The organism is Methyloversatilis sp., assembly GCF_051861465.1.
Taxonomy (GTDB): Bacteria; Pseudomonadota; Gammaproteobacteria; order Burkholderiales; family Rhodocyclaceae; genus Methyloversatilis.
This window is the reverse complement of record NZ_JBHYCQ010000001.1, coordinates 291,609-309,771: the sequence shown is the minus strand read 5'-3', so window position 1 is coordinate 309,771 and position 18,163 is coordinate 291,609. Positions and strand designations below refer to the sequence as shown.

16 protein-coding genes are annotated in these 18,163 nt (G+C 65.2%); 4 read left to right on the top strand and 12 right to left on the bottom strand.

The window, feature by feature from the left end; all coding sequences use genetic code 11:
• Positions 1–4: 4 nt before the first annotated feature.
• From ACTIFF_RS01400 to ACTIFF_RS01390, 3 genes are all read left to right on the top strand, one after another.
• Positions 5–1,321 carry a mechanosensitive ion channel family protein gene (locus ACTIFF_RS01400; protein ID WP_439535199.1) on the top strand — a complete coding sequence of 439 codons (1,317 nt, stop codon included), beginning with the start codon at positions 5–7 and terminating at the stop codon, positions 1,319–1,321.
• A 76-nt stretch (positions 1,322–1,397) separates the two neighbouring features.
• The gene (locus tag ACTIFF_RS01395; RefSeq protein ID WP_439535198.1) at positions 1,398–2,573 is read left to right on the top strand and encodes a DesA family fatty acid desaturase; all 1,176 of its coding nucleotides are present in this window, start codon (positions 1,398–1,400) and stop codon (positions 2,571–2,573) included.
• Positions 2,574–2,760: 187 nt separating this feature from the next.
• The gene (locus ACTIFF_RS01390) at positions 2,761–3,213 is read left to right on the top strand and encodes a universal stress protein (protein WP_257080411.1); all 453 of its coding nucleotides are present in this window, start codon (positions 2,761–2,763) and stop codon (positions 3,211–3,213) included.
• A 45-nt stretch (positions 3,214–3,258) separates the two neighbouring features.
• On the opposite strand, the gene ACTIFF_RS01385 is transcribed toward ACTIFF_RS01390, so the two are convergent.
• From ACTIFF_RS01385 to ccoN, 7 genes are read right to left on the bottom strand one after another with little or no spacing between them, the layout of a single operon-like run.
• Positions 3,259–3,543 carry a hypothetical protein gene (locus ACTIFF_RS01385; protein WP_257095112.1) on the bottom strand — a complete coding sequence of 95 codons (285 nt, stop codon included), beginning with the start codon at positions 3,541–3,543 and terminating at the stop codon, positions 3,259–3,261.
• On the bottom strand, positions 3,536–4,051 hold the full coding sequence (locus ACTIFF_RS01380; RefSeq protein ID WP_439535197.1) for a FixH family protein: 516 nt from the start codon (positions 4,049–4,051) through the stop codon (positions 3,536–3,538). Before ACTIFF_RS01380 ends, ACTIFF_RS01385 begins: the two co-directional genes overlap by 8 nt.
• Before the next feature lie 2 nt (positions 4,052–4,053).
• Complete coding sequence (gene ccoG, locus ACTIFF_RS01375; protein ID WP_439535366.1) at positions 4,054–5,463, bottom strand: cytochrome c oxidase accessory protein CcoG; 1,410 nt, start codon at positions 5,461–5,463, stop codon at positions 4,054–4,056.
• Between the two features lie 38 nt (positions 5,464–5,501).
• Entirely contained in the window at positions 5,502–6,437 is a 936-nt protein-coding gene (gene ccoP / locus ACTIFF_RS01370; protein ID WP_439535196.1) for a cytochrome-c oxidase, cbb3-type subunit III, read from the bottom strand.
• Positions 6,434–6,610: a cbb3-type cytochrome oxidase subunit 3 gene (locus tag ACTIFF_RS01365; protein ID WP_257095118.1), complete on the bottom strand. Its 177-nt coding sequence runs from the start codon at positions 6,608–6,610 to the stop codon at positions 6,434–6,436. Before ACTIFF_RS01365 ends, ccoP begins: the two co-directional genes overlap by 4 nt.
• 11 nt (positions 6,611–6,621) lie before the next feature.
• A complete protein-coding gene (gene ccoO, locus ACTIFF_RS01360; RefSeq protein WP_257080415.1) occupies positions 6,622–7,236 on the bottom strand; it encodes a cytochrome-c oxidase, cbb3-type subunit II in 615 nt (204 codons plus the stop codon).
• Between the two features lie 16 nt (positions 7,237–7,252).
• Positions 7,253–8,680: a cytochrome-c oxidase, cbb3-type subunit I gene (gene ccoN, locus ACTIFF_RS01355; RefSeq protein ID WP_439535365.1), complete on the bottom strand. Its 1,428-nt coding sequence runs from the start codon at positions 8,678–8,680 to the stop codon at positions 7,253–7,255.
• Positions 8,681–8,986: 306 nt separating this feature from the next.
• Between ccoN and ACTIFF_RS01350 the strand changes: the two genes are divergently transcribed.
• Positions 8,987–9,373, top strand: coding sequence for an H-NS histone family protein (locus tag ACTIFF_RS01350; RefSeq protein WP_439535195.1), 387 nt, complete (start codon positions 8,987–8,989; stop codon positions 9,371–9,373).
• 76 nt (positions 9,374–9,449) lie between these two features.
• On the opposite strand, the gene ACTIFF_RS01345 is transcribed toward ACTIFF_RS01350, so the two are convergent.
• The 5 genes from ACTIFF_RS01345 to fdxA form a co-directional block, all read right to left on the bottom strand.
• On the bottom strand, positions 9,450–11,126 hold the full coding sequence (locus ACTIFF_RS01345; protein WP_439535194.1) for a long-chain-fatty-acid--CoA ligase: 1,677 nt from the start codon (positions 11,124–11,126) through the stop codon (positions 9,450–9,452).
• A 73-nt stretch (positions 11,127–11,199) separates the two neighbouring features.
• The gene (locus ACTIFF_RS01340) at positions 11,200–11,649 is read right to left on the bottom strand and encodes a CBS domain-containing protein (RefSeq protein ID WP_439535193.1); all 450 of its coding nucleotides are present in this window, start codon (positions 11,647–11,649) and stop codon (positions 11,200–11,202) included.
• Between the two features lie 101 nt (positions 11,650–11,750).
• On the bottom strand, positions 11,751–15,032 hold the full coding sequence (locus tag ACTIFF_RS01335) for a UvrD-helicase domain-containing protein (RefSeq protein ID WP_439535192.1): 3,282 nt from the start codon (positions 15,030–15,032) through the stop codon (positions 11,751–11,753).
• A complete protein-coding gene (locus ACTIFF_RS01330) occupies positions 15,029–17,722 on the bottom strand; it encodes a PD-(D/E)XK nuclease family protein (protein WP_439535364.1) in 2,694 nt (897 codons plus the stop codon). The genes ACTIFF_RS01335 and ACTIFF_RS01330 overlap by 4 nt, the downstream gene beginning before the upstream one ends.
• A gap of 43 nt (positions 17,723–17,765) precedes the next feature.
• Positions 17,766–18,089 (bottom strand): ferredoxin FdxA, encoded by a 324-nt coding sequence (fdxA, locus tag ACTIFF_RS01325; protein ID WP_069040667.1) that lies wholly within the window; start codon positions 18,087–18,089, stop codon positions 17,766–17,768.
• Positions 18,090–18,163 lie beyond the last annotated feature (74 nt).

Below are 18,163 nucleotides of genomic sequence, written 5' to 3'. Positions count from 1 at the left end.
CCGAATGAACAACCTGTCTTTCGACGCCTTGATGGCGGTGCTGGCGCTCGACAGCACGCGACTGGAGCTGGGCGTCATCGCCGCCTGCCTTGTACTGGCCGGCCTGTTTGCGCACCACATGATCGGGCGCCAGCGTGCCGACATGCTGGCCAACGGCAACGAGGTATTGAGCAATGCGGCGCGGCTGGGCCGGGCCGGCCTGCAGCGGCTGATGTTCCCGCTGGCCGGCATCCTGCTGCTTGCGCTGGCGCGTGGCGCGTTCGCCCTGCTGCACCAGCCGCCGGTGCTGATGCATCTGGTGATCGCCATGCTGGTGGCGATGGGCGTCATCCGGCTCATCGTGTATGCGCTGCGCCAGGTTTTTGCGCCGGCCGGCTGGCTGAGCACCTTCGAAGTCCTGATCGTGCTGGCGATCTGGTCGGCCTGGGTGATGCACGCGCTGGAGATCCTGCCCGAAGTCATCGACTGGCTGGACAGCCAGAAGATCACGCTGGGCAAGCAGAAGCTGACGATGTGGACGCTGCTCCAGGGGGGCGCCTGGGTGTTGATGACGCTGATCGCGTCGGTCTGGCTGTCCGGATCGGTCGAGCGCAAGCTGATGCGGGCGCCGATCGACAGCAATCTGCGCATCGTGCTGGCGCGGGTGGCGAAGGTCGCGCTGGTGCTGCTCGGGCTGATCATCACGCTGCCGCTGGTCGGCATCGACCTGACCGCGCTGTCGGTGTTCGGCGGTGCGCTGGGCGTGGGTCTGGGCTTCGGTCTGCAGAAGATCATGGCCAACTATGTGTCGGGCTTCATCCTGCTGCTCGACCGCTCGATCCGCATCGGCGACCTGATTTCGGTCGGCGCCGACCGGGGCCAGGTCACCCAGATCACCACGCGCTACACGGTTGTGCGCAGCCTGTCGGGGGTCGAATCCATCATCCCGAACGAGCTGCTGATCAGTTCGGTGGTGCAGAACGAAGGCCTGTCGGACCGACAGGTGCGCATCGGCATCGCGGTGCAGGTCAGCTACAGCGACGACGTACCGGCTGCACTGGCCATCCTGCAGGACGCCGCATTGACCCAGGAGCGGGTGTTGAAAACACCCGCTCCGGCGGCCTTTCTCCACTCCTTCGGCGACTCGGGCATCAACCTCGAGCTGGGCATCTGGATCGCCGACCCGGAAGGGGGGGCGCTCGGACTGCGCTCGGCCATCCAGCTCGAAATACTCGAACGTTTCCGTGCCGCGGGTATTGAAATACCGTTCCCGCAACGCGAACTGAGGATCATGCGCGACCGGAACCCTTCGGCCCCGCCGGGTGATGTCACGAACACTTGACGCGGCGCAAATTGACCGCGGGCCCGGCTCGCGTAGAATCCAAGGCTTGACCTTTGCTTTACCGAGAAAGACCTGAATGTTAAATGGCTTGATTGATCTGCCCTGGTGGGGTTACATCGTTGTGGCGCTGGCGTTTACCCACCTCACGATCGCGGGCGTCACGATCTACCTGCACCGCCACCAGGCGCACCGCGCGCTCGAAATGCACCCGCTGCCCAGCCACATCTTCCGTTTCTGGCTGTGGATGACGACCGGCATGGTGACGAAGGAGTGGGCGGCCATCCACCGCAAGCACCACGCCAAGTGCGAAACCCCCGAAGATCCGCACAGCCCGGTGGTTCTGGGCATCAAGAAGGTGCTGACCGAAGGCGCAGAGCTGTACCGCCTCGAGGCGAAGAACAAGGAAACCATGGCGCGCTACGGTCAGGGCACGCCGGATGACTGGATCGAGCGCAACCTGTACAGCAAGCACTCCGGGCTGGGCATCCGCCTGATGCTGATCACCAACGTGATCCTGTTCGGCCCGCTCGGCCTGACGATCTGGGCCGTGCAGATGGCGTGGATCCCGATCTGGGCGGCTGGCGTCGTGAATGGTCTCGGCCACTACTGGGGCTACCGCAATTACGACTGCACCGACGCGGCGACCAACATTTCGCCGTGGGGGATCCTGATCGGCGGTGAAGAACTGCACAACAACCACCACGCCTTCGCCACGTCGGCCAAGCTGTCGTCGAAGTGGTACGAGTTCGATATCGGCTGGATGTACATCCGCATCCTCGAAATCATGGGGCTGGCCAAGGCCAAGAAAACCATTCCGCAACCGCGCTTCCAGGCCCGCGACGTGGTCGATACCCAGACGCTCGAAGCGATCATCACGCATCGCTACGACGTGATGACCCGCTACATGAAGTCGCTGCGTTCGATCTACGCCGAAGAAGTTGAAAAGCTGCGTACGTCGCATGTGGCGCTGGCCGATGGCGACCGCTATCAGCGCTTCAAGCGCTGGCTCAGCCGCAGCGAGAACGCACAGCCGGCAAGCGACGATGCCGAAATGGCATCGGTTCTGGCACACAGCAGCCGACTGGAAACGGTGCACACGATGCGCCAGGAGCTGATTGCGTTGTGGGCGCGTTCCACCGCGTCGAGCGAACAGCTGCTGAAGCAGTTGCAGGATTGGTGCGCGCGCGCAGAGTCCAGCGGCATCAAGCAGCTGCAGGACTTTTCGAGGCGCCTGAAGACCTACGCGGTCTGACGCACTTGCCGCGTGGTGAAAGCCGGAGGTGCTTGACTGCACGTCCGGCTTTTTCTTTGTGGTACCGGGTTCCGGTATCCGAGCAGCGCGTGCGAAGGAATGCAACGGCCCGCAGAGGCCGTGCATTCAAACCGGCCGGATGCCGTGGCGGTACCCGGCCAAACAATACACAGAGGAGTCATCCAGGATGTTTCGCCACATACTCGTGCCGGTCGACGGTTCAGACCTTTCCAAGGCAACGGTGACGCATGCCATCTGCTTTGCCAGAGATGTATCGGGCCATGTCACCTTCCTTTACGTGATGAAGGATTACCCGGTATCGCTGCTGCACAGCGAGGCGGACGAGGAAAGCATCGATCCGATCGCGCCGAACGACTTCACCGACGCGATGCGCACGCACGCCGACCGCATCCTGCAATCGGCGCGCGCCGAGGCGGAAGCGGCCGGTGTTTCCGTCGACAGCATTGCCGTGACGCAGGACGAACCGCACAAGGCGATCATCGAGGTCGGTCTGTCGCGCAAGGCCGACGTGATCTTCATGGGGTCGCACAGCCGGCGCGGGCTGGCCAGCCTGCTGCTGGGCAGCGTCACGCAGAAGGTGCTGTCGAATTCGAAGATACCGGTGCTGGTCTACCGCTGAGCACGGCGGAGGCGGGCGGCGGCGCCCGCCTCATGCAGCACGCGGTCAGCGCGCCGGCAGCTTTTCCGCCAGCCAGGCCGTCAGCAGGCTGGATGCGCCGGCGACCGCCCAGAATCCGAAGAATCCGATCGAATAGGTCGCAACCGGCGAAAACCCGACCGGCTCGCCGAGCAGGTAAAGTTCCTGCGGGTTGATGACGCTGAAGAACACCAGTTCGGCAACCGCCGCGACCAGAAACGAGGGCCAGGACACCAGTGCGAACAATCGCGCTGCGCCGCCCGGCGTGCGGTGGGTATCGTGCGGATCTTCATCGTTGAACGCTTCAGCCACGGTTCTTCCCCGCGTCGAGCAGCAGCGAATCCTGACGCCGCCAGTCGCGCACATCGTCTTCGATCACCAGCTTCCAGTGAGTCGGCGCCAGATCCTGCACCACACCCGAGTAGAGGCCACCTACACCGTCGAGCAGCAGTTCGCGATCGAGCTCGCTGCGCGTGGGGTGCGCGAGAAAGATGCGCAAGCGGCCGGGCAGCCTGGCCGGATCGGTCATCGACAGCTGGATGTCGAGCCGCGTCGTTCCGTCAGCACGACCGTCACCCTCTGGCGTTGCGGCGATCGTCACCTGAACACCAAGTTCGTCCGCGCGCCGCTCGCGCTCCAGCGTGCGGTTGATCGTCAGGCCCTGCTTGTAATAATCGTCGGCGACCAGCGCGGTATTGCCGGTGGCTGCCAGCCAGGTCGTGATGACGCCGGCCACGATGACGGTGACCGGCCCGAGCATCAGCAGCCAGGGCCAGCGATGGCGATACCAGGGCAGCGGCAGTGTCGAATTGTCGGACATGGTTACCTCGGTTGCAGGAAGGACGACTTTTCATGCACCCGGACATCCGGTGCATCGACCGCCTGCAGATTGAAATACACGGTATGCGAGCCCGGCGCCAGCGACTCGGCGTCGACCTGCACGCGCACACCCACATCGCGCGATCCGGCCGCCTCGACTTCGATCTCTCGCAACCCGGGCACGGTCGCGCCCGGCAGGCCTTCGACCTCGAGCACGAAACGACGTGCCGATTCCGACGTGTTCATCACCCGCAACTGGTACACGTTCTCGATCTTGCCGCCTTCGACTTCGCGCGCCAGGGACGCACGGTCGCGCATCACGTTCATCTTGACCGGTGTGCGGGTCAGCAGCGCCCAGGCGAAGCCGGACACGATGAACAGCAGCAGGCTGGTGTACAGGATGACGCGCGGACGAAGGATGTGCGCAAGCACTTCGCGCCAGCCTTCATGCGCCGGTTTGCCGGCCAGTTGGGCGCGCTCGGTCGAGTAGGCGATGAGCCCGCGCGGCCGTCCGACCTTGTCCATCACCTGATCGCAGGCGTCGATGCACAGCGCGCAGCCGATGCACTCGTACTGCAGGCCATTGCGGATGTCGATGCCGGTCGGACAGACCTGCACGCACCAGTCGCAATCGACGCAGTCGCCGACCGGCTGGCCCTCCTTCGCCTTCTTCTTGTTGCCGCGCGGCTCGCCGCGATTCGCGTCATAACTGACGATCAGCGTGTCCGGGTCGAACATGACGCCCTGGAATCGCGCGTACGGGCACATGTACTTGCAGACCTGCTCGCGCATGTGGCCGGCGAACAGATAGGTGAAGGCGGCGTAGAACAGCATCCAGAAGCCTTCCCACGGGCCCAGCCCGAAGTTGCCGACTTCGGCAGCCAGTTCCTGGATCGGCGAGAAGAAACCGACGAACGTGAAGCCGGTCCACAGCGCCAGCGCGGCCCAGATGCCGTGCTTGGCGAGTCGACGACCGAACTTCGACAGGCTCATCGACGCGGCATCCAGCTTCATCCGCGCCGACCGATCGCCTTCCACGCGACGCTCTATCCACATGAAGATTTCGGTATAGACCGACTGCGGACAGGCATAGCCGCACCACACGCGACCCGCCACGGCGGTGACCAGGAACAGCCCGAGCGCGCTGATGATCAGCAGCAGCGTCAGGTACACCACGTCCTGTGGCCACAGCACCAGCCCGAAGATGTAGAACTTGCGTTCCACCAGATCGAACAGCACCGCCTGGCGTCCGTTCCACGGCAGCCAGGGCAAGCCGTAGAACACCAGCTGGGTGATCCACACCATCGCCCAGCGCAGCGAATTGAAGCGCCCCTTGATGCTGCGCGGCTGAATCTTCTTGCGCGCCGCATACAGATCGGATTCGTCAGCCGGCACTTCGGTGATCGGTATCACCCGTGCCGGCCGACCCGCGGAGGCAGGTCGCGGTTCCATCACTGTGTGCTGCTGCTGTCGGCCGCCGCGGCCTTGGTGGTGTTGTTGGACAAGCCCCAGACATAGGCGGTCAGCAGGTGGATCTTGTGTTCGCCGAGCAATTCGCCGTGCGCCGGCATGTGACCGTTGCGGCCCCGTGCGACGCTTTGCGCGACGATGGCTTCGGTGCTGCCGTACAGCCAGACGCCGTCGGTCAGGTTGGGCGCACCGATGGCGTGATTGCCGCGCCCTTCGGCGCCATGGCAGGCTGCACAGTTGGTGGCAAACACCGGTTTGCCACGCTGCACGCGCAGGTTGTCGGCAGTCAGCCCCGACAGCGAGCGCACGTAATGCACCACGTCACGCTGCGCTTCCGAATCGAGCACGGCGGAGAAGGCGGGCATCATCGCGTTGCGGCCATTGACCAGCGTCGCCTTGATGGCGTCCGGATCGCCGCCGTACAGCCAGTCGCTGTCGACCAGATTCGGGAAGCCGCGCGAACCACGCGCGTCGGTGCCGTGACACTGCGCACAGTTGTTCAGATACAGGCGCTCGCCCATGGCGCGCGCCTCCGGATCGGCCGCGACCTGCATTGCGTCCATCTTCGAATAGCGCTCGAACAGCGGCGCCACCTTTGCGTCGGCCACGCTGACTTCACGCTCGTAGGCGTTGACCGAGGTCCATCCCAGCTTGCCGCCGAAACGGCCCAGGCCCGGATAGGCGATCAAATAGACGATGGCGAAGACGATGGTGATCCAGAACAGCCACACCCACCAGCGCGGCAGCGGGTTGTTCCACTCGGCCAGTGTTTCGTCCCACTGGTGACCGTGCAGCTCGACCGTGCCGGTCGGTCGCGCACCGCGATTGGACAGGATGATGAAGGCACAGAACACCAGACTGGCGATGACGAGCACCACCACATAGACGTTCCAGAAATCGCTGATGAAGTCGCTCACTTTGTTTCTCCGCTATCCAGGTGCACGCGATCGTCGTCGGCGAAGGGCAGCATCGCCGCCTCCTGATGGGCACGCTGTGCGCCCGGCCGCCAGGCCATGATGACGATGACGATGAAGCAGGCGAATCCGGCAACCGTCACGGCCGCCCGCAGGGTGTTGATGTCGTAGTCCATGATGGAATCCCTCAGTTGACGCGCTTGATCGCGGTACCCAGACCCTGCAGGTAGGCGATCAGCGCCTCCATTTCGGTCTTGCCCTTCAGCGATTCGGCGGCGCCCGCCATCTGTTCCTCGGTGTAAGGCACACCGACGCGGGTGAGCGCGCGCATGTGCTGCTCGATGGTCGATGCCTTGACCGGGCGCTCCAGGAAGGCGAAGGCGGGCATGTTCGACTCGGGCACCACGTCGCGCGGGTTGATCAGATGCACGCGGTGCCACTCGTCCGAGTAGCGGCCGCCGACGCGGGCCAGATCCGGACCGGTACGCTTGGAGCCCCACTGGAACGGGCGGTCATAGACGAATTCGCCGGCCACCGAATAGTGGCCATAGCGTTCGGTCTCGGCGCGGAACGGGCGGATCATCTGCGAGTGGCAGTTGTAGCAACCTTCCCGCACGTAGATGTCGCGGCCGGCCAGTTGCAGCGGCTCGTAGGGCTTCACGCCCTCGACCGGTTCGGTCGTCGAGTGTTGGAAAAACAGCGGCACGATTTCGACCAGACCGCCGACAGCGATCACCAGCACGGTGAGTATCGCCATCAGGCCAACGTTGCGTTCAATCAGTTCGTGTTTGGATGCAGCCATGATGAATCTCCGGTAATCAGGCGTGCGCGGCGGCAGGCGCTATGACGGGGGCGTTGTAGGCCTTCTGGCCGGCGATGGTTTTCCACACGTTCCAGGCCATGACGAACATGCCTGCCAGGAAGAGCGCGCCGCCAAGGAAGCGGATGAACCAGAACGGATAGGTCGCCTTGACGCTTTCGACGAAGGTGTAGGTCAGCGTGCCGTCGTCGTTGATGGCACGCCACATCAGGCCCTGCATGACACCGGCGATCCACATTGCGGCGATATAGAGGACCACGCCCAGGGTCGACATCCAGAAGTGGATGCTGATGGCCGGCACCGAGTACATCTTTTCCTGGCCGAACAGGCGCGGGATCAGGTAGTAGATCGAACCGATCGAAATCATCGCGACCCAGCCCAGTGCGCCCGAATGTACGTGGCCGATGGTCCAGTCCGTGTAGTGCGACAGCGCATTGACCGTCTTGATCGACATCATCGGACCTTCGAAGGTCGACATGCCGTAAAAGGACAGCGAGGTGATCAGGAACTTCAGGATCGGATCGGTGCGCAGTTTGTGCCAGGCACCCGACAGCGTCATGATGCCGTTGATCATGCCGCCCCAGCTCGGCGCCAGCAGGATCAGCGAGAACACCATGCCGAGCGATTGCGTCCAGTCGGGCAGCGCGGTGTAGTGCAGGTGGTGCGGACCCGCCCACATGTAGGTGAAGATCAGCGCCCAGAAGTGCACCACCGACAGGCGGTAGGAGTACACCGGGCGCTCGGCCTGTTTGGGCACGAAGTAATACATCATGCCGAGGAAGCCGGCGGTCAGGAAGAAGCCGACCGCGTTGTGGCCGTACCACCACTGGATCATCGCGTCCTGCACGCCGGCATAGGCCGAGTAGGACTTCCAGAAACCGGCCGGGGTGGCTGCACTGTTGACCAGGTGCAGCATCGCCACCGCAAGGATGAAGGCGCCGTAGAACCAGTTGGCGACGTAGATGTGCGGCGTCTTGCGCTTCATGATGGTGCCGAAGAACACGATCGCGTAGGACACCCACACCAGCGAAATCAGGATGTCGATCGGCCACTCGAGCTCGGCGTATTCCTTGCCCTGCGTGTAGCCAAGCGGCAACGTGATGGCGGCCAGCACGATGACCGCCTGCCAGCCCCAGAACACGAAACCGGCCAGCCAGGGTGCGAACAGCCGGGTGTGACAGGTGCGCTGCACGACGAACAGCGAAGTCGCCATCAGCGCGCAACCACCGAAGGCGAAAATCACCGCGTTCGTATGCAGGGGCCGCAGACGCCCGAAGTGAAACCACTCGCCGAAGTTCAGTTCGGGCCATACCAGCTGGGCGGCGATGATCACGCCGACCAGCATGCCCACGATGCCCCAGACCACGGTCATCAGCGAGAATTGCCGCACCACCCGGTAGTCGTAGGTCTCACCGACCCCGCCCATTGCCGCTGTTTTCATTTTTGACTGCTCCACATTGAAATTCCGCTTCGCGCCCGCCACCCCGCACGAGCCCGCATGATCCGGAACGAAGGGTATGTGCAGGGGCTCGCGGCGATCTTGACCCACGTCAAGCGCCACCGATTTTACGGCAGTGCAGCAAACCGGCGGAGATCGCCTGCCGTGGCGCAATCCGGGTCATCCCTGAGCGCACGAACCGTCCGGCATGGCGGTCAAGCGCGACGCGAGCTCTGCCGCACGCATCAAGAATCCATTCCGAACCACGATTGAAATCGAGCGAATTGATTTACCTTGAATGTCGAATCGGTCTATCATTCAATTTCATTAATCAATGGAGAAGCATCGATGTCCGGTCAAAGTTACGACGAACTGATGGCGAAAATTTCGGATCTTCAACAGCAGGCCGAAGTGGTGCGTCGGGCGGAACTCGAATCCGTCATTGCCGATGTCAAGGCCAAGATCAAGAAATACAATCTTTCGGCCGCCGATGTCGGTTTATCCGGTTCTTCGGCAAAACGTGCAGCGCGCCCGGCTGCCGGTGCAAAGGTGAAGATCGCTCCCGGCAAGTACCGCAATCCGGAAAACGGTGAAATCAAGGAAGTCGGCGCTGCCGGACGCAAGCCGGGCTGGCTTGCCAGCATGACGGCCGACCAGCTGAACGCCGCACGCGTGAATTGAACGGTTGAACGGTTTCATGCACGACAAATGAAAAAGGCACCTCGCAGTGCCTTTTTCATTTGATGCCCCGTCGTTTTCAGGGCGGCGTCTTCTGCGTTTCTTCCTTGAGCGCGCGGCGCAATATCTTCCCGACATTCGTTTTCGGCAGTTCGTCGCGAAACTCGACCTGGCGGGGAATCTTGTACGCGGTCAATTGTATCCGGCAGTGCGCAATGATCTGTTCCTTGGTGAGCGCCATGTCCTTGCGCACGACGTACGCCTTGACGACCTCGCCCGAATGCTCGTCCGCGACACCGATCACGCAGCATTCAAGCACGCCCTCGCAATCGACGATGACTTCTTCCACCTCGTTCGGATAAACATTGAATCCGGATACAAGAATCATGTCCTTCTTGCGATCGACAATTTTCACGAAGCCGTTTTCATCGACCATCGCCACGTCGCCGGTCCGCAGATACCCATCCGGCGTCATCACTTTCTCGGTTTCTTCCGGCCGCCGGTAATAGCCCTTCATCACCTGCGGACCCCGCACACACAATTCGCCCGCCTCGCCGACCGGCAATTCGACGCCGTCGTCATTCCTGATCGAAACTTCGGTCGACGGAACAGGCAGCCCGATGGCGCCGCTGAATTCCGCCTGATCGGGCGGATTGATGCATACCGCAGGTGATGTTTCCGTCAATCCGTAGGCTTCGATCAGCGGCCGTCCGGTCACCTTCTTCCAGCGTTCGGCAACCGCCCGCTGGACGGCCATACCCCCCCCCAGCGACACTTTCAGCGCTGAAAAATCGATCCGGGCGAAATCAGCATTATTGAGGAGCGCATTGAACAGTGTATTGACGCCCGTGATCGCCGTGAAACGGTGTTTCGACAGTTCCTTGACGAAACCCGGAATGTCGCGCGGATTGGTGATCAGCACATTCCTGGCACCCAGCTTCAGGAAAACGAGGCAATTCGCAGTGAGTGCAAAGATGTGATACAGCGGCAGCGCAGTGATGACGATCTGCGGCCCGGTCAGAAAGGGCTTGATCCATGCATCGGCCTGCAGCATGTTCGCAACGATATTGCGGTGCGTGAGCATGGCGCCCTTGGCGACACCCGTCGTGCCACCGGTGTATTGCAGGAACGCGATGTCTTCATGCACCACATTGACCGGATTGAGTGCATGGCCACGGCCCAGTTTGAGCGCGTCGTTGAAGCGCACGGCGCCCGGGAGGTTGAATGCCGGCACCATTTTCTTTACGTGGCGCACGACAATATTCACCAGCCAGCCCTTGGGCGCCGGCAGCATGTCGCCCAGCGCGGTCACCACGACATGGCGCACCGGCGTGCGGGCCAGCACCTGCTGCAGGGTGGAGGCGAAATTCTCCAGCACGACGATGATTTCGGCGCCGCTGTCGACCAGCTGGTGCTCCAGCTCGCGCGGCGTGTAGAGTGGATTGCAGTTCACCACCGTGTAGCCGGCGCGCAGCGCGCCGAACATCGCCACCGGGTACTGAAGCACATTGGGCATCATCAGCGCCACCCGCGAACCGGGCGCCAGGCCGAGCACCGACTGGAGATAGGCGGCAAACGCCGCACTCAATCTGTCGGTCTCGGTGAAACTGATCGCCTTGCCCATGCAGACATAGGCGTCACGATCGGCGAACTCGCGGCAGCTGCGCTCGAACAGATCACCGATCGACGCGAACTCCGATGGATCGATTTCGGCCGGCACGCCTGCCGGATAGCTTTTCAGCCATAGCTTGTCCATAGCCCTCCCCCGTGTTCGGCCTGCAGCACCCTGCGTCTGCGCGCGTTCGGCGGCCGGTCGTCCGTCGTGTGGCCTAGCCCGACGCGTCGTCCATCGGCCAGTCGCGGATATAGCTCTTCAGCATGCGGTTTTCGAAGCTCTGCTCTTCAAGCATGGCGCGCGCCACGTCGTGAAAGGACAACACGCCCATCAGCGTATCGCCTTCCATGATCGGCAGATAGCGGCAGTGCCGCTCCAGCATCAGACGACGCAATTCGTCGACTTCCATGTCGGGGTGTGCGGTGGCCGGGTCGCGCTGCATCACGTCGGCGACCGTCAGTGTCTGCCAGCCAGCACCTGACGTTCGCACGGCGCGCAGCACTTCGCGGAAGCTCAGCAAGCCGGCCATCAGGCCGTGTTCCATGACCACCAGCGAACCGACATCCAGATCGGCCATCGTGGCAACCGCGTTACCCAGCGACTGCGACGGAACGACGGTGTACAGCACCGTTCCCTTGATGCGCAGGATTTCGTGTACTTGCATGACGGGCACCTCTTCTTGCTGCGCATGCGTGAAACGCACACCGCGGTTGAATATCGCAGATGGTAGTCAAAACAGCCAGCAGCGCAAAGTTTTGGTGGCGCTCAGAAGCGCACGTCGAGCGCACCGTCCGGCCGGATCAGTGCCGCATGCACCGCCTTGCCGGGCCGGATCGCCGCCACCGCCTCGGCATAGCCGGCCAGCTGCGCCGTGTAGGACTCGGCAAAACGATCGCCCTGCCCGCTCTTGTAATCCAGTATCCAGATGTCGTCTTCAAACTCAACCAGACGGTCGATCCGGCCCGGTTTGCCGTCGGGCAGCACGAATTCAAGTTCGTTCGCCGACCAGCGATGCTGCGCCGGATCGAAGAAGCGCTGCAGCGCGTCACTGGCCACGAGGCGGCGCGCGATCCCTTCCAGATCGCGCCACTGCCCGGCATCGAGACCGGCCGGCCGCGCGGGCGATGGCTCGCCGCCCGCCAGCGCCTCCAGCCAGCTGTGCAGTCCCACGCCCCACAGCTGAACGGCGTCGAGCGCGACCAGCGGACGTCGTTCGCCGATGGCGGGCAGTATGGACGCATCGGCCATCACAACCGGGACCACCGGGTCATCGGGTGCGTCGTCCACGCAGTCGCCAAGTACACCATGTTCGAGCCGCATGCCGCCGCCGTCGGTCGGGACTGCATCGACGCAGCCGCCCAGCGCAGCGGTGACCCGGTCGAGCCAGCTGCCGGCGCTGCTGCCCTTGGCAGGACTGACACCACTGACATACAGCACTTGTCGTGCGCGGGTCAGCGCGACGTACAGCAGGTTCGCGTCCTCGCGTGCCGCAGCGCGTGCTTCGGCCTCGATGAAGGCGGCGCGGGCATGGCCCTGATTGTCCTTCTTCTGCAGCAAGGAAAGATGGCCGGGCGCCGCTTCACCGGGAGGCCAGGCCAGCAGCACGCGCGCGCCGCTGTCGGTGCGCGGCCGCGCCACCGCGTCCGCCAGCCAGACAATAGGCGCCTCCAGCCCCTTGGCCGCGTGGATGGTGAGTACGCGCACCCTGCCGCGCGAAGGGTCTTCACCGAGGATGAGGCCTTCGTCCGGCGCTTCGTCGTCTTCGTTGCGCAGGCGTGTCAGCTCGTCGATGAAGCGCGGCAGGCTGGGATAGCGGCCGCTGTCGACCTTGAGCGCCAGTTCGATGAAGGCTTCGAGATTGGCGCGCACGCCCGGCCAGGCCATCGCGTCGACGCTGGCGGCGTAACGCGGCATCAGCGCGCCCTGGTCGAATACGCGATCCAGCAGATCATGCACCGGCAGGCGGGTCGCCGCGTCGAGCCAGCCCTCCAGCAGCGCGGCCGCGCGTACATACGCCGGATCGCTGTCGGCGCGTCGCGCGCGCAGCGTCGGCCACAGACTTGCGGCGCCGTCGCCGGTCAGATCGAGCAACTGCGCGTCGTCGAACGCGAACAGCGGGCTGCGCAACACGTGGGCGAGCGACAGCGCATCGGCCGGTGCGGCGAGAAAGCGCAGCAGCGCAAGCAGATCGGACGCTTCGAGCGTATCGAGCAGGCGGCCGCGGCTGGCACCGAAGTAGGGAATGCCGTGGGCGCGCAGGGCTGCCTCGTACACCGCCAGCCCGGTACGCCGGCGCAGCAGGATCATCATGTCGCCATAACGCGCCGCACGGGTGGCACCGGTGTGCGCATCGCGCACCGCGAACCGCCCGACCATGTCCTTCAGCCTCGTGCACAGCGCATCGGCCTCGCGCTTGCGGCGGCTGTCCTCGATCGCCAGCCTCGGCTGGCGCAGCGGATTGCGCAGACCGCCTGCGACGGTCTGACTGTCGGCGGCTGCGGGCTCGGCGGCCGCCTCGTGCCCGAACGCCGGCAGCACTTCGACCCGGCCGGGCAGATCGGTCCGGGTCGTGCTGTGCGGCGCAAAGCCCTCGAACACGTCCATGTCGCCGAACACGGCGTTGACCACGCTCATCACGGCCGGGCTGCTGCGCCGGGTTTCGTTGCGCTGCAGGCGGAGGGCGCCGAAGCGCTGTTCGAACACCGTGGCCGCATGGGTGAAGATGCGCGGATCGGCGCGCCGGAAGCGGTAGATCGACTGTTTCGGATCGCCGACCACGAACACCACCGGCTGCACCTGAGCCGGCGCGTAGGCGTCGAGCCAGTGCATCAGCACCTGCCACTGCAGCGGATTGGTGTCCTGGAATTCGTCCAGCAGCAGGTGACGGTAGCGCGCGTCCAGACGCGCCTGCACGAAGGGGCCGGTCTGCGCGTCCGACAGCAACCGCGCGGCATGCCATTCGAGATCACCGAAGTCGAGCACGCCGGCGTTCTGCTTGATGCGATCGTAGGCGTCGAGCATCGCAGAGGCGACGGTCAGCGCGTGCCGGTTAAGGTCCCACGCGGCGCGATCGCTCAGGGCGCCGAGCACTCGCAGCACGGCGGCGGAACAGCAGTCGAACAGTACCAGCGCCCGTTCCCCCTGGCCCGTTGCGGCCAGGGTCTTGTCCACGGTGCAGGCGCGAGGTTCGTCCTTGCCGGTCAGCAGGGCCGCCCGCGCGCGCGCAAAGAACGCCGGCGGCTCATCACACGAGAGCGCCTGTTCAAGTGCAGTCGCCATCTGCTGCAGCTTCTTTCCGCCTTGACCAAGGATTCGCGCCAGTTCAGACGCATCGCGGCGGAACACCGCATCTGCGGACAGCACGACGTCAGGCGCTGGTCGATCGGCACCGAAGAAGGATTCGAGATGCGCAAAGACGCCGGCCAGCCCGCCATGCGCCGCGAGCCAGGCTTCCCACTCGGCGCGGCGATCGACCAGCGCGCCGGCGAGCGTCTTCGTACCCGCCACCCCGCACGGGCCCAGCAGGCTGCGCAGCGCGAGCGCCAGTTCGCCCTGCGGCGCGCGCCCGGCGCGGCGCATCAGCGCGGCCCAAGCCTGATCGCGCAACTGCCCCGTGCGCTCCGACAGCTGCAGGCCGCGCAGACCGCTGTTCAGCGGCGCGGCGCCGAGCAGTGACGAAAACCAGCCGTGGAAGGTGTTCACCGTCAGCCCGGGCCGCGCGTCGGCAACCTGCTCGAACAGCGCCCGCGCCCGCGCGATCAGCGTCAGGTCGCGCTGCGCGTCCAGCCCGCGCTCGGCGAGAAAGGCGCCCACCCGCTCATCGTCGGCCACGGCCAGTTCCGCCAGCCAGTGCTGCAGACGCTCCTCGATCTCGCGCGCCGCCTTGCGTGTGTAGGTGATGGCGAGAATGTCGCCCGGCTGCGCACCGGCCAGCAGCAGGCGGATCAGTCGCGATACCAGCGTCCAGGTCTTGCCGCTGCCGGCGCACGCCTCGACCACGACGCTGCGTGCCGGGTCGAGTGCGCGCAGATCGTCGTCGCGACTCATGACAGCCAGTCCTTGCGGCACAGGCCGCGCATGTCGCAATGCCGGCAGGCCGCCTCGTCGCCGTGTGCCGGCAGGCCGGCGCCGTCGCGCAGCGCCGGAAACAGTTCGGTCACCAGCGCCTGCAGCGCCCGCGCGGCAGCCGGCGGATCGTCCTGAAGCAACGCGACCGGCGCCTCCTCTTCCAGCGCCAGATAGGCCGCCTCGCTGACGGCGCCGCCTTCAAGCAGCGTGTAGAACGCCAGTTGCACGTCATCGGCCTGAAGCGTCTTGCGTACGCGCTCGGCGCTGCGCAGCTTGTAGTCGAGCAGCGCAACGTCGCCCTCTGCATTGCGGTCGATACGGTCGATGCGCCCTTCGAGCGACAGCGCAGCGCCATCCGGCAGGTCGAGCAGGCGCGCACGCCGGGCTTCGCCGCTGTCGAACAGCCAGCCGTCGGCTTCACGCCGCACGGCCCAGGCGACGTAGGCATCGGCGCGATCGTGCAGGCGATCGGCCCACGCATGCTCCTGGAAGTTGCGCGCAATGGCGCCATCGAAGGCGGCGGCAATCTGCGCGCGCAGGGCATCGGCCAGTGCGGGCGGCGCGGCATCCCCCAGTCGCGGGTGAGCGACATGAAAATCGTGCAGCACGCGATGCACCAGCTCACCGACGCTGCCCTTGCCCATGGCATCCTCGACCTCGTCGCCGACACCCAGGCCAAGTACGTGACGGGCGTAGTAACGATAGGGACAGGCGATCAGGTCGGCCAGAGCGCTCGCCGTGAGCCGCGACGGCACGCGTCCCGGGTCGAGCACCGGCGTGCTGGACACCGCCAGGGCAGGCAGCGCCGGCAGATCGGCGAGCGCTGGCGCGGCACGTACGGCCGACGGCAGACCCGCGCGCTGCAGCACCAGATCGAGGCGCTGCAGATCCACGCCGGGCAGGTTCGCTTCACCGTTGCGCTGCGTCTGCCAGCTGAACACGGTTTCGTCGCTGCAGGCGATCAGGCCGGCCAGATCGTCGCGCAACTGCCGGGCGGCGACCTGCGAATCCGGCAGCCCGAGTTCGCGTCGCAGCCCTTCGTGGCCGAGCGCGCCGCGCAGGCGCGCCGGCGCGAGGTGCCGGCTGTCGGCGCCGATCACATACACGGCGTCGAAACGGCGCAGGCGGGTCGCCGTCAGTGGCGTCAGCACCACCGGGCTGTCGATGGCGCTGTCGCGGAACAGCGCCTGCTCGAACTCGCTGTTGAGCCACTTGCGCCAGTCGGCGAAGGGCAGGTCGAGTGCCACGCCGCTGCTGTCGGCACGCAACTGCTCCAGCAGATTGACCACCTGCGCACCCGCCGCGTCCAGCGCCAGCGCAGCGCGTGCGCCCAATGCATCGAGCGCTGCCAGCAGGCGTTCGACCCGGAAACTGGCCGGTGCGTTGTGGGTGGGCATCAGCGCAAAGGCCTGCGACAGCGCGTCGATCAGGCGGCCGGCCGGGCGGCCTGCAAATTCGCGGCCGGCATCGGTGAGCAACGCGTGCAGGCCATCGACATGGTTGCGCCTGACCACCCAGTCGTCGATGACGGCAATGGCCTGCGCGTGCGCATCGCGATCGAGCGTACCGGCTACATGCGGCGAACGCAGCAGATCGAGCAGGTCGCGGTGATAGCCGTCGGACGCAAAGCATTGCAGCAGGGCGTCTACCGTGGCCGCCGCGCGCGTGGTCGACAGCTTCCAGCCGGTTTCATCGGCCAGCAGAACCTGCCGGCGTTCGAGCAGCGCGCGGGCGCGCCGCGCCGCCTCGCGATCGAGCGCAACCAGCGCGATGGCGCGCCGCCCCTCCGCCAGCCATCCGGCAATGCAGGACGCGGCACATTGCGCCTCCTGCTCGAGCGACTGCGCGCCGACGAGGCGCACGCGCCCGGCCAGTTCGAGCGCGTCATCCCGCGATGGGGCGGGCGTCGAAAAGGGTACCGAAAAGGGTACCGAAAAGGGTGCCGAACCGGGCAGCAAGCCGGCAGGCCAGGCGGCGTGCAGCACGCGGGCCACCGATGTATCGGCCAGCGCGCGCGTTGCCTGCACATGGAGCACCGGCACGCGCGCGGCATGCACTTCAAGCCATGCGGGCGGTGGCTCTTCCACTGCAGAAAGATGGATGAGCGGACGGCGTGCCGCACCGGCGGCGCGCATCAACGCCTGGGTGACGGCACGCGCGTGCCCGGGCGTTCCGGTGCAGTCGCTGTGCCATACCGCGTGCACCAGACGCGCTTCCAGCGACAGCGCGGCGCTGTCGGTCAAGCCGTGGGCGCGTTCGAAGCCCTGTTGCAGGGCGTCTTCATCCGGCAGCGCCGGCAATGCGGCCAGCGCATCGGCCAGTTCGAGCAGTTCCTGCGCCGCCGACCACGGATCGGCCTCGCCCAGCCAGGCCTGCTGGCGCAGTTGCGCCACCAGACGCAGCAGACGGCGGGGGTGGGGATCGACCGCTGCATCGCCCATCCAGCGCGCCGCCAGCAACGACGGCGTGAGCATGCGCGGCATGAACAGCGCGTGTCCGGCTTCGGCCACCAGCGCACCGCGCAGCGCCGGCGCATGCGCCATGACGGGAATCAGCAGGTCGCAGTCGGCGAGCGCATCGCCATGGCGATCGATCAGACGGCGCGCGAGCCGGGCGAACAGCGCGCCATCGGCCGGCAAGCGCAGGGTTTCGAAGCCCGCCGCGTTCATGCGCAAGGACGCGAACTGCGGCGGCCGGCGGGCGGCGGCGTGCTCAGCGTTCCAGCATGCCGAGCTTGTCCTTCACCTTGACCCATTCGTCGGCATCGGCCGGCGCTTCCTTGCGTTCGATGATGGCAGGCCATTCAGCGGACAGTTCGGCGTTCAGCTTGATGAAATGGATCTGGTCGGACGGCACGTCGTCCTCGGCGAAAATGGCTTCGGCCGGACATTCGGCCACGCACAGGGTGCAGTCGATGCACTCATCGGGGTCGATCACCAGGAAATTCGGGCCTTCGCGAAAGCAATCGACCGGGCACACATCGACGCAGTCGGTGTACTTGCACTTGATACAGGATTCGGTGACGACGTAAGTCATGATTTCTCCGTGCGGTGGTCGCATTGCCCGACAGCAGGCGAACCACGGGGTGGTTTGATCGGAATCTCGGGACG

What these genes read in the sequence shown, in the direction of transcription:
- ACTIFF_RS01380 (WP_439535197.1), bottom strand. Translation starts at nt 4,051, where the DNA reads ATGTCCGACAATTCGACACTGCCGCTGCCCTGGTATCGCCATCGCTGG.
- ACTIFF_RS01390 (WP_257080411.1), top strand. Translation starts at nt 2,761, where the DNA reads ATGTTTCGCCACATACTCGTGCCGGTCGACGGTTCAGACCTTTCCAAG.
- ACTIFF_RS01335 (WP_439535192.1), bottom strand. Translation starts at nt 15,032, where the DNA reads ATGAGTCGCGACGACGATCTGCGCGCACTCGACCCGGCACGCAGCGTC.
- ACTIFF_RS01400 (WP_439535199.1), top strand. Translation starts at nt 5, where the DNA reads ATGAACAACCTGTCTTTCGACGCCTTGATGGCGGTGCTGGCGCTCGAC.
- ACTIFF_RS01340 (WP_439535193.1), bottom strand. Translation starts at nt 11,649, where the DNA reads ATGCAAGTACACGAAATCCTGCGCATCAAGGGAACGGTGCTGTACACC.
- ACTIFF_RS01345 (WP_439535194.1), bottom strand. Translation starts at nt 11,126, where the DNA reads ATGGACAAGCTATGGCTGAAAAGCTATCCGGCAGGCGTGCCGGCCGAA.
- ACTIFF_RS01365 (WP_257095118.1), bottom strand. Translation starts at nt 6,610, where the DNA reads ATGGACTACGACATCAACACCCTGCGGGCGGCCGTGACGGTTGCCGGA.
- ACTIFF_RS01395 (WP_439535198.1), top strand. Translation starts at nt 1,398, where the DNA reads ATGTTAAATGGCTTGATTGATCTGCCCTGGTGGGGTTACATCGTTGTG.
- ACTIFF_RS01330 (WP_439535364.1), bottom strand. Translation starts at nt 17,722, where the DNA reads ATGAACGCGGCGGGCTTCGAAACCCTGCGCTTGCCGGCCGATGGCGCG.
- ccoO (WP_257080415.1), bottom strand. Translation starts at nt 7,236, where the DNA reads ATGGCTGCATCCAAACACGAACTGATTGAACGCAACGTTGGCCTGATG.
- fdxA (WP_069040667.1), bottom strand. Translation starts at nt 18,089, where the DNA reads ATGACTTACGTCGTCACCGAATCCTGTATCAAGTGCAAGTACACCGAC.
- ccoN (WP_439535365.1), bottom strand. Translation starts at nt 8,680, where the DNA reads ATGGGCGGGGTCGGTGAGACCTACGACTACCGGGTGGTGCGGCAATTC.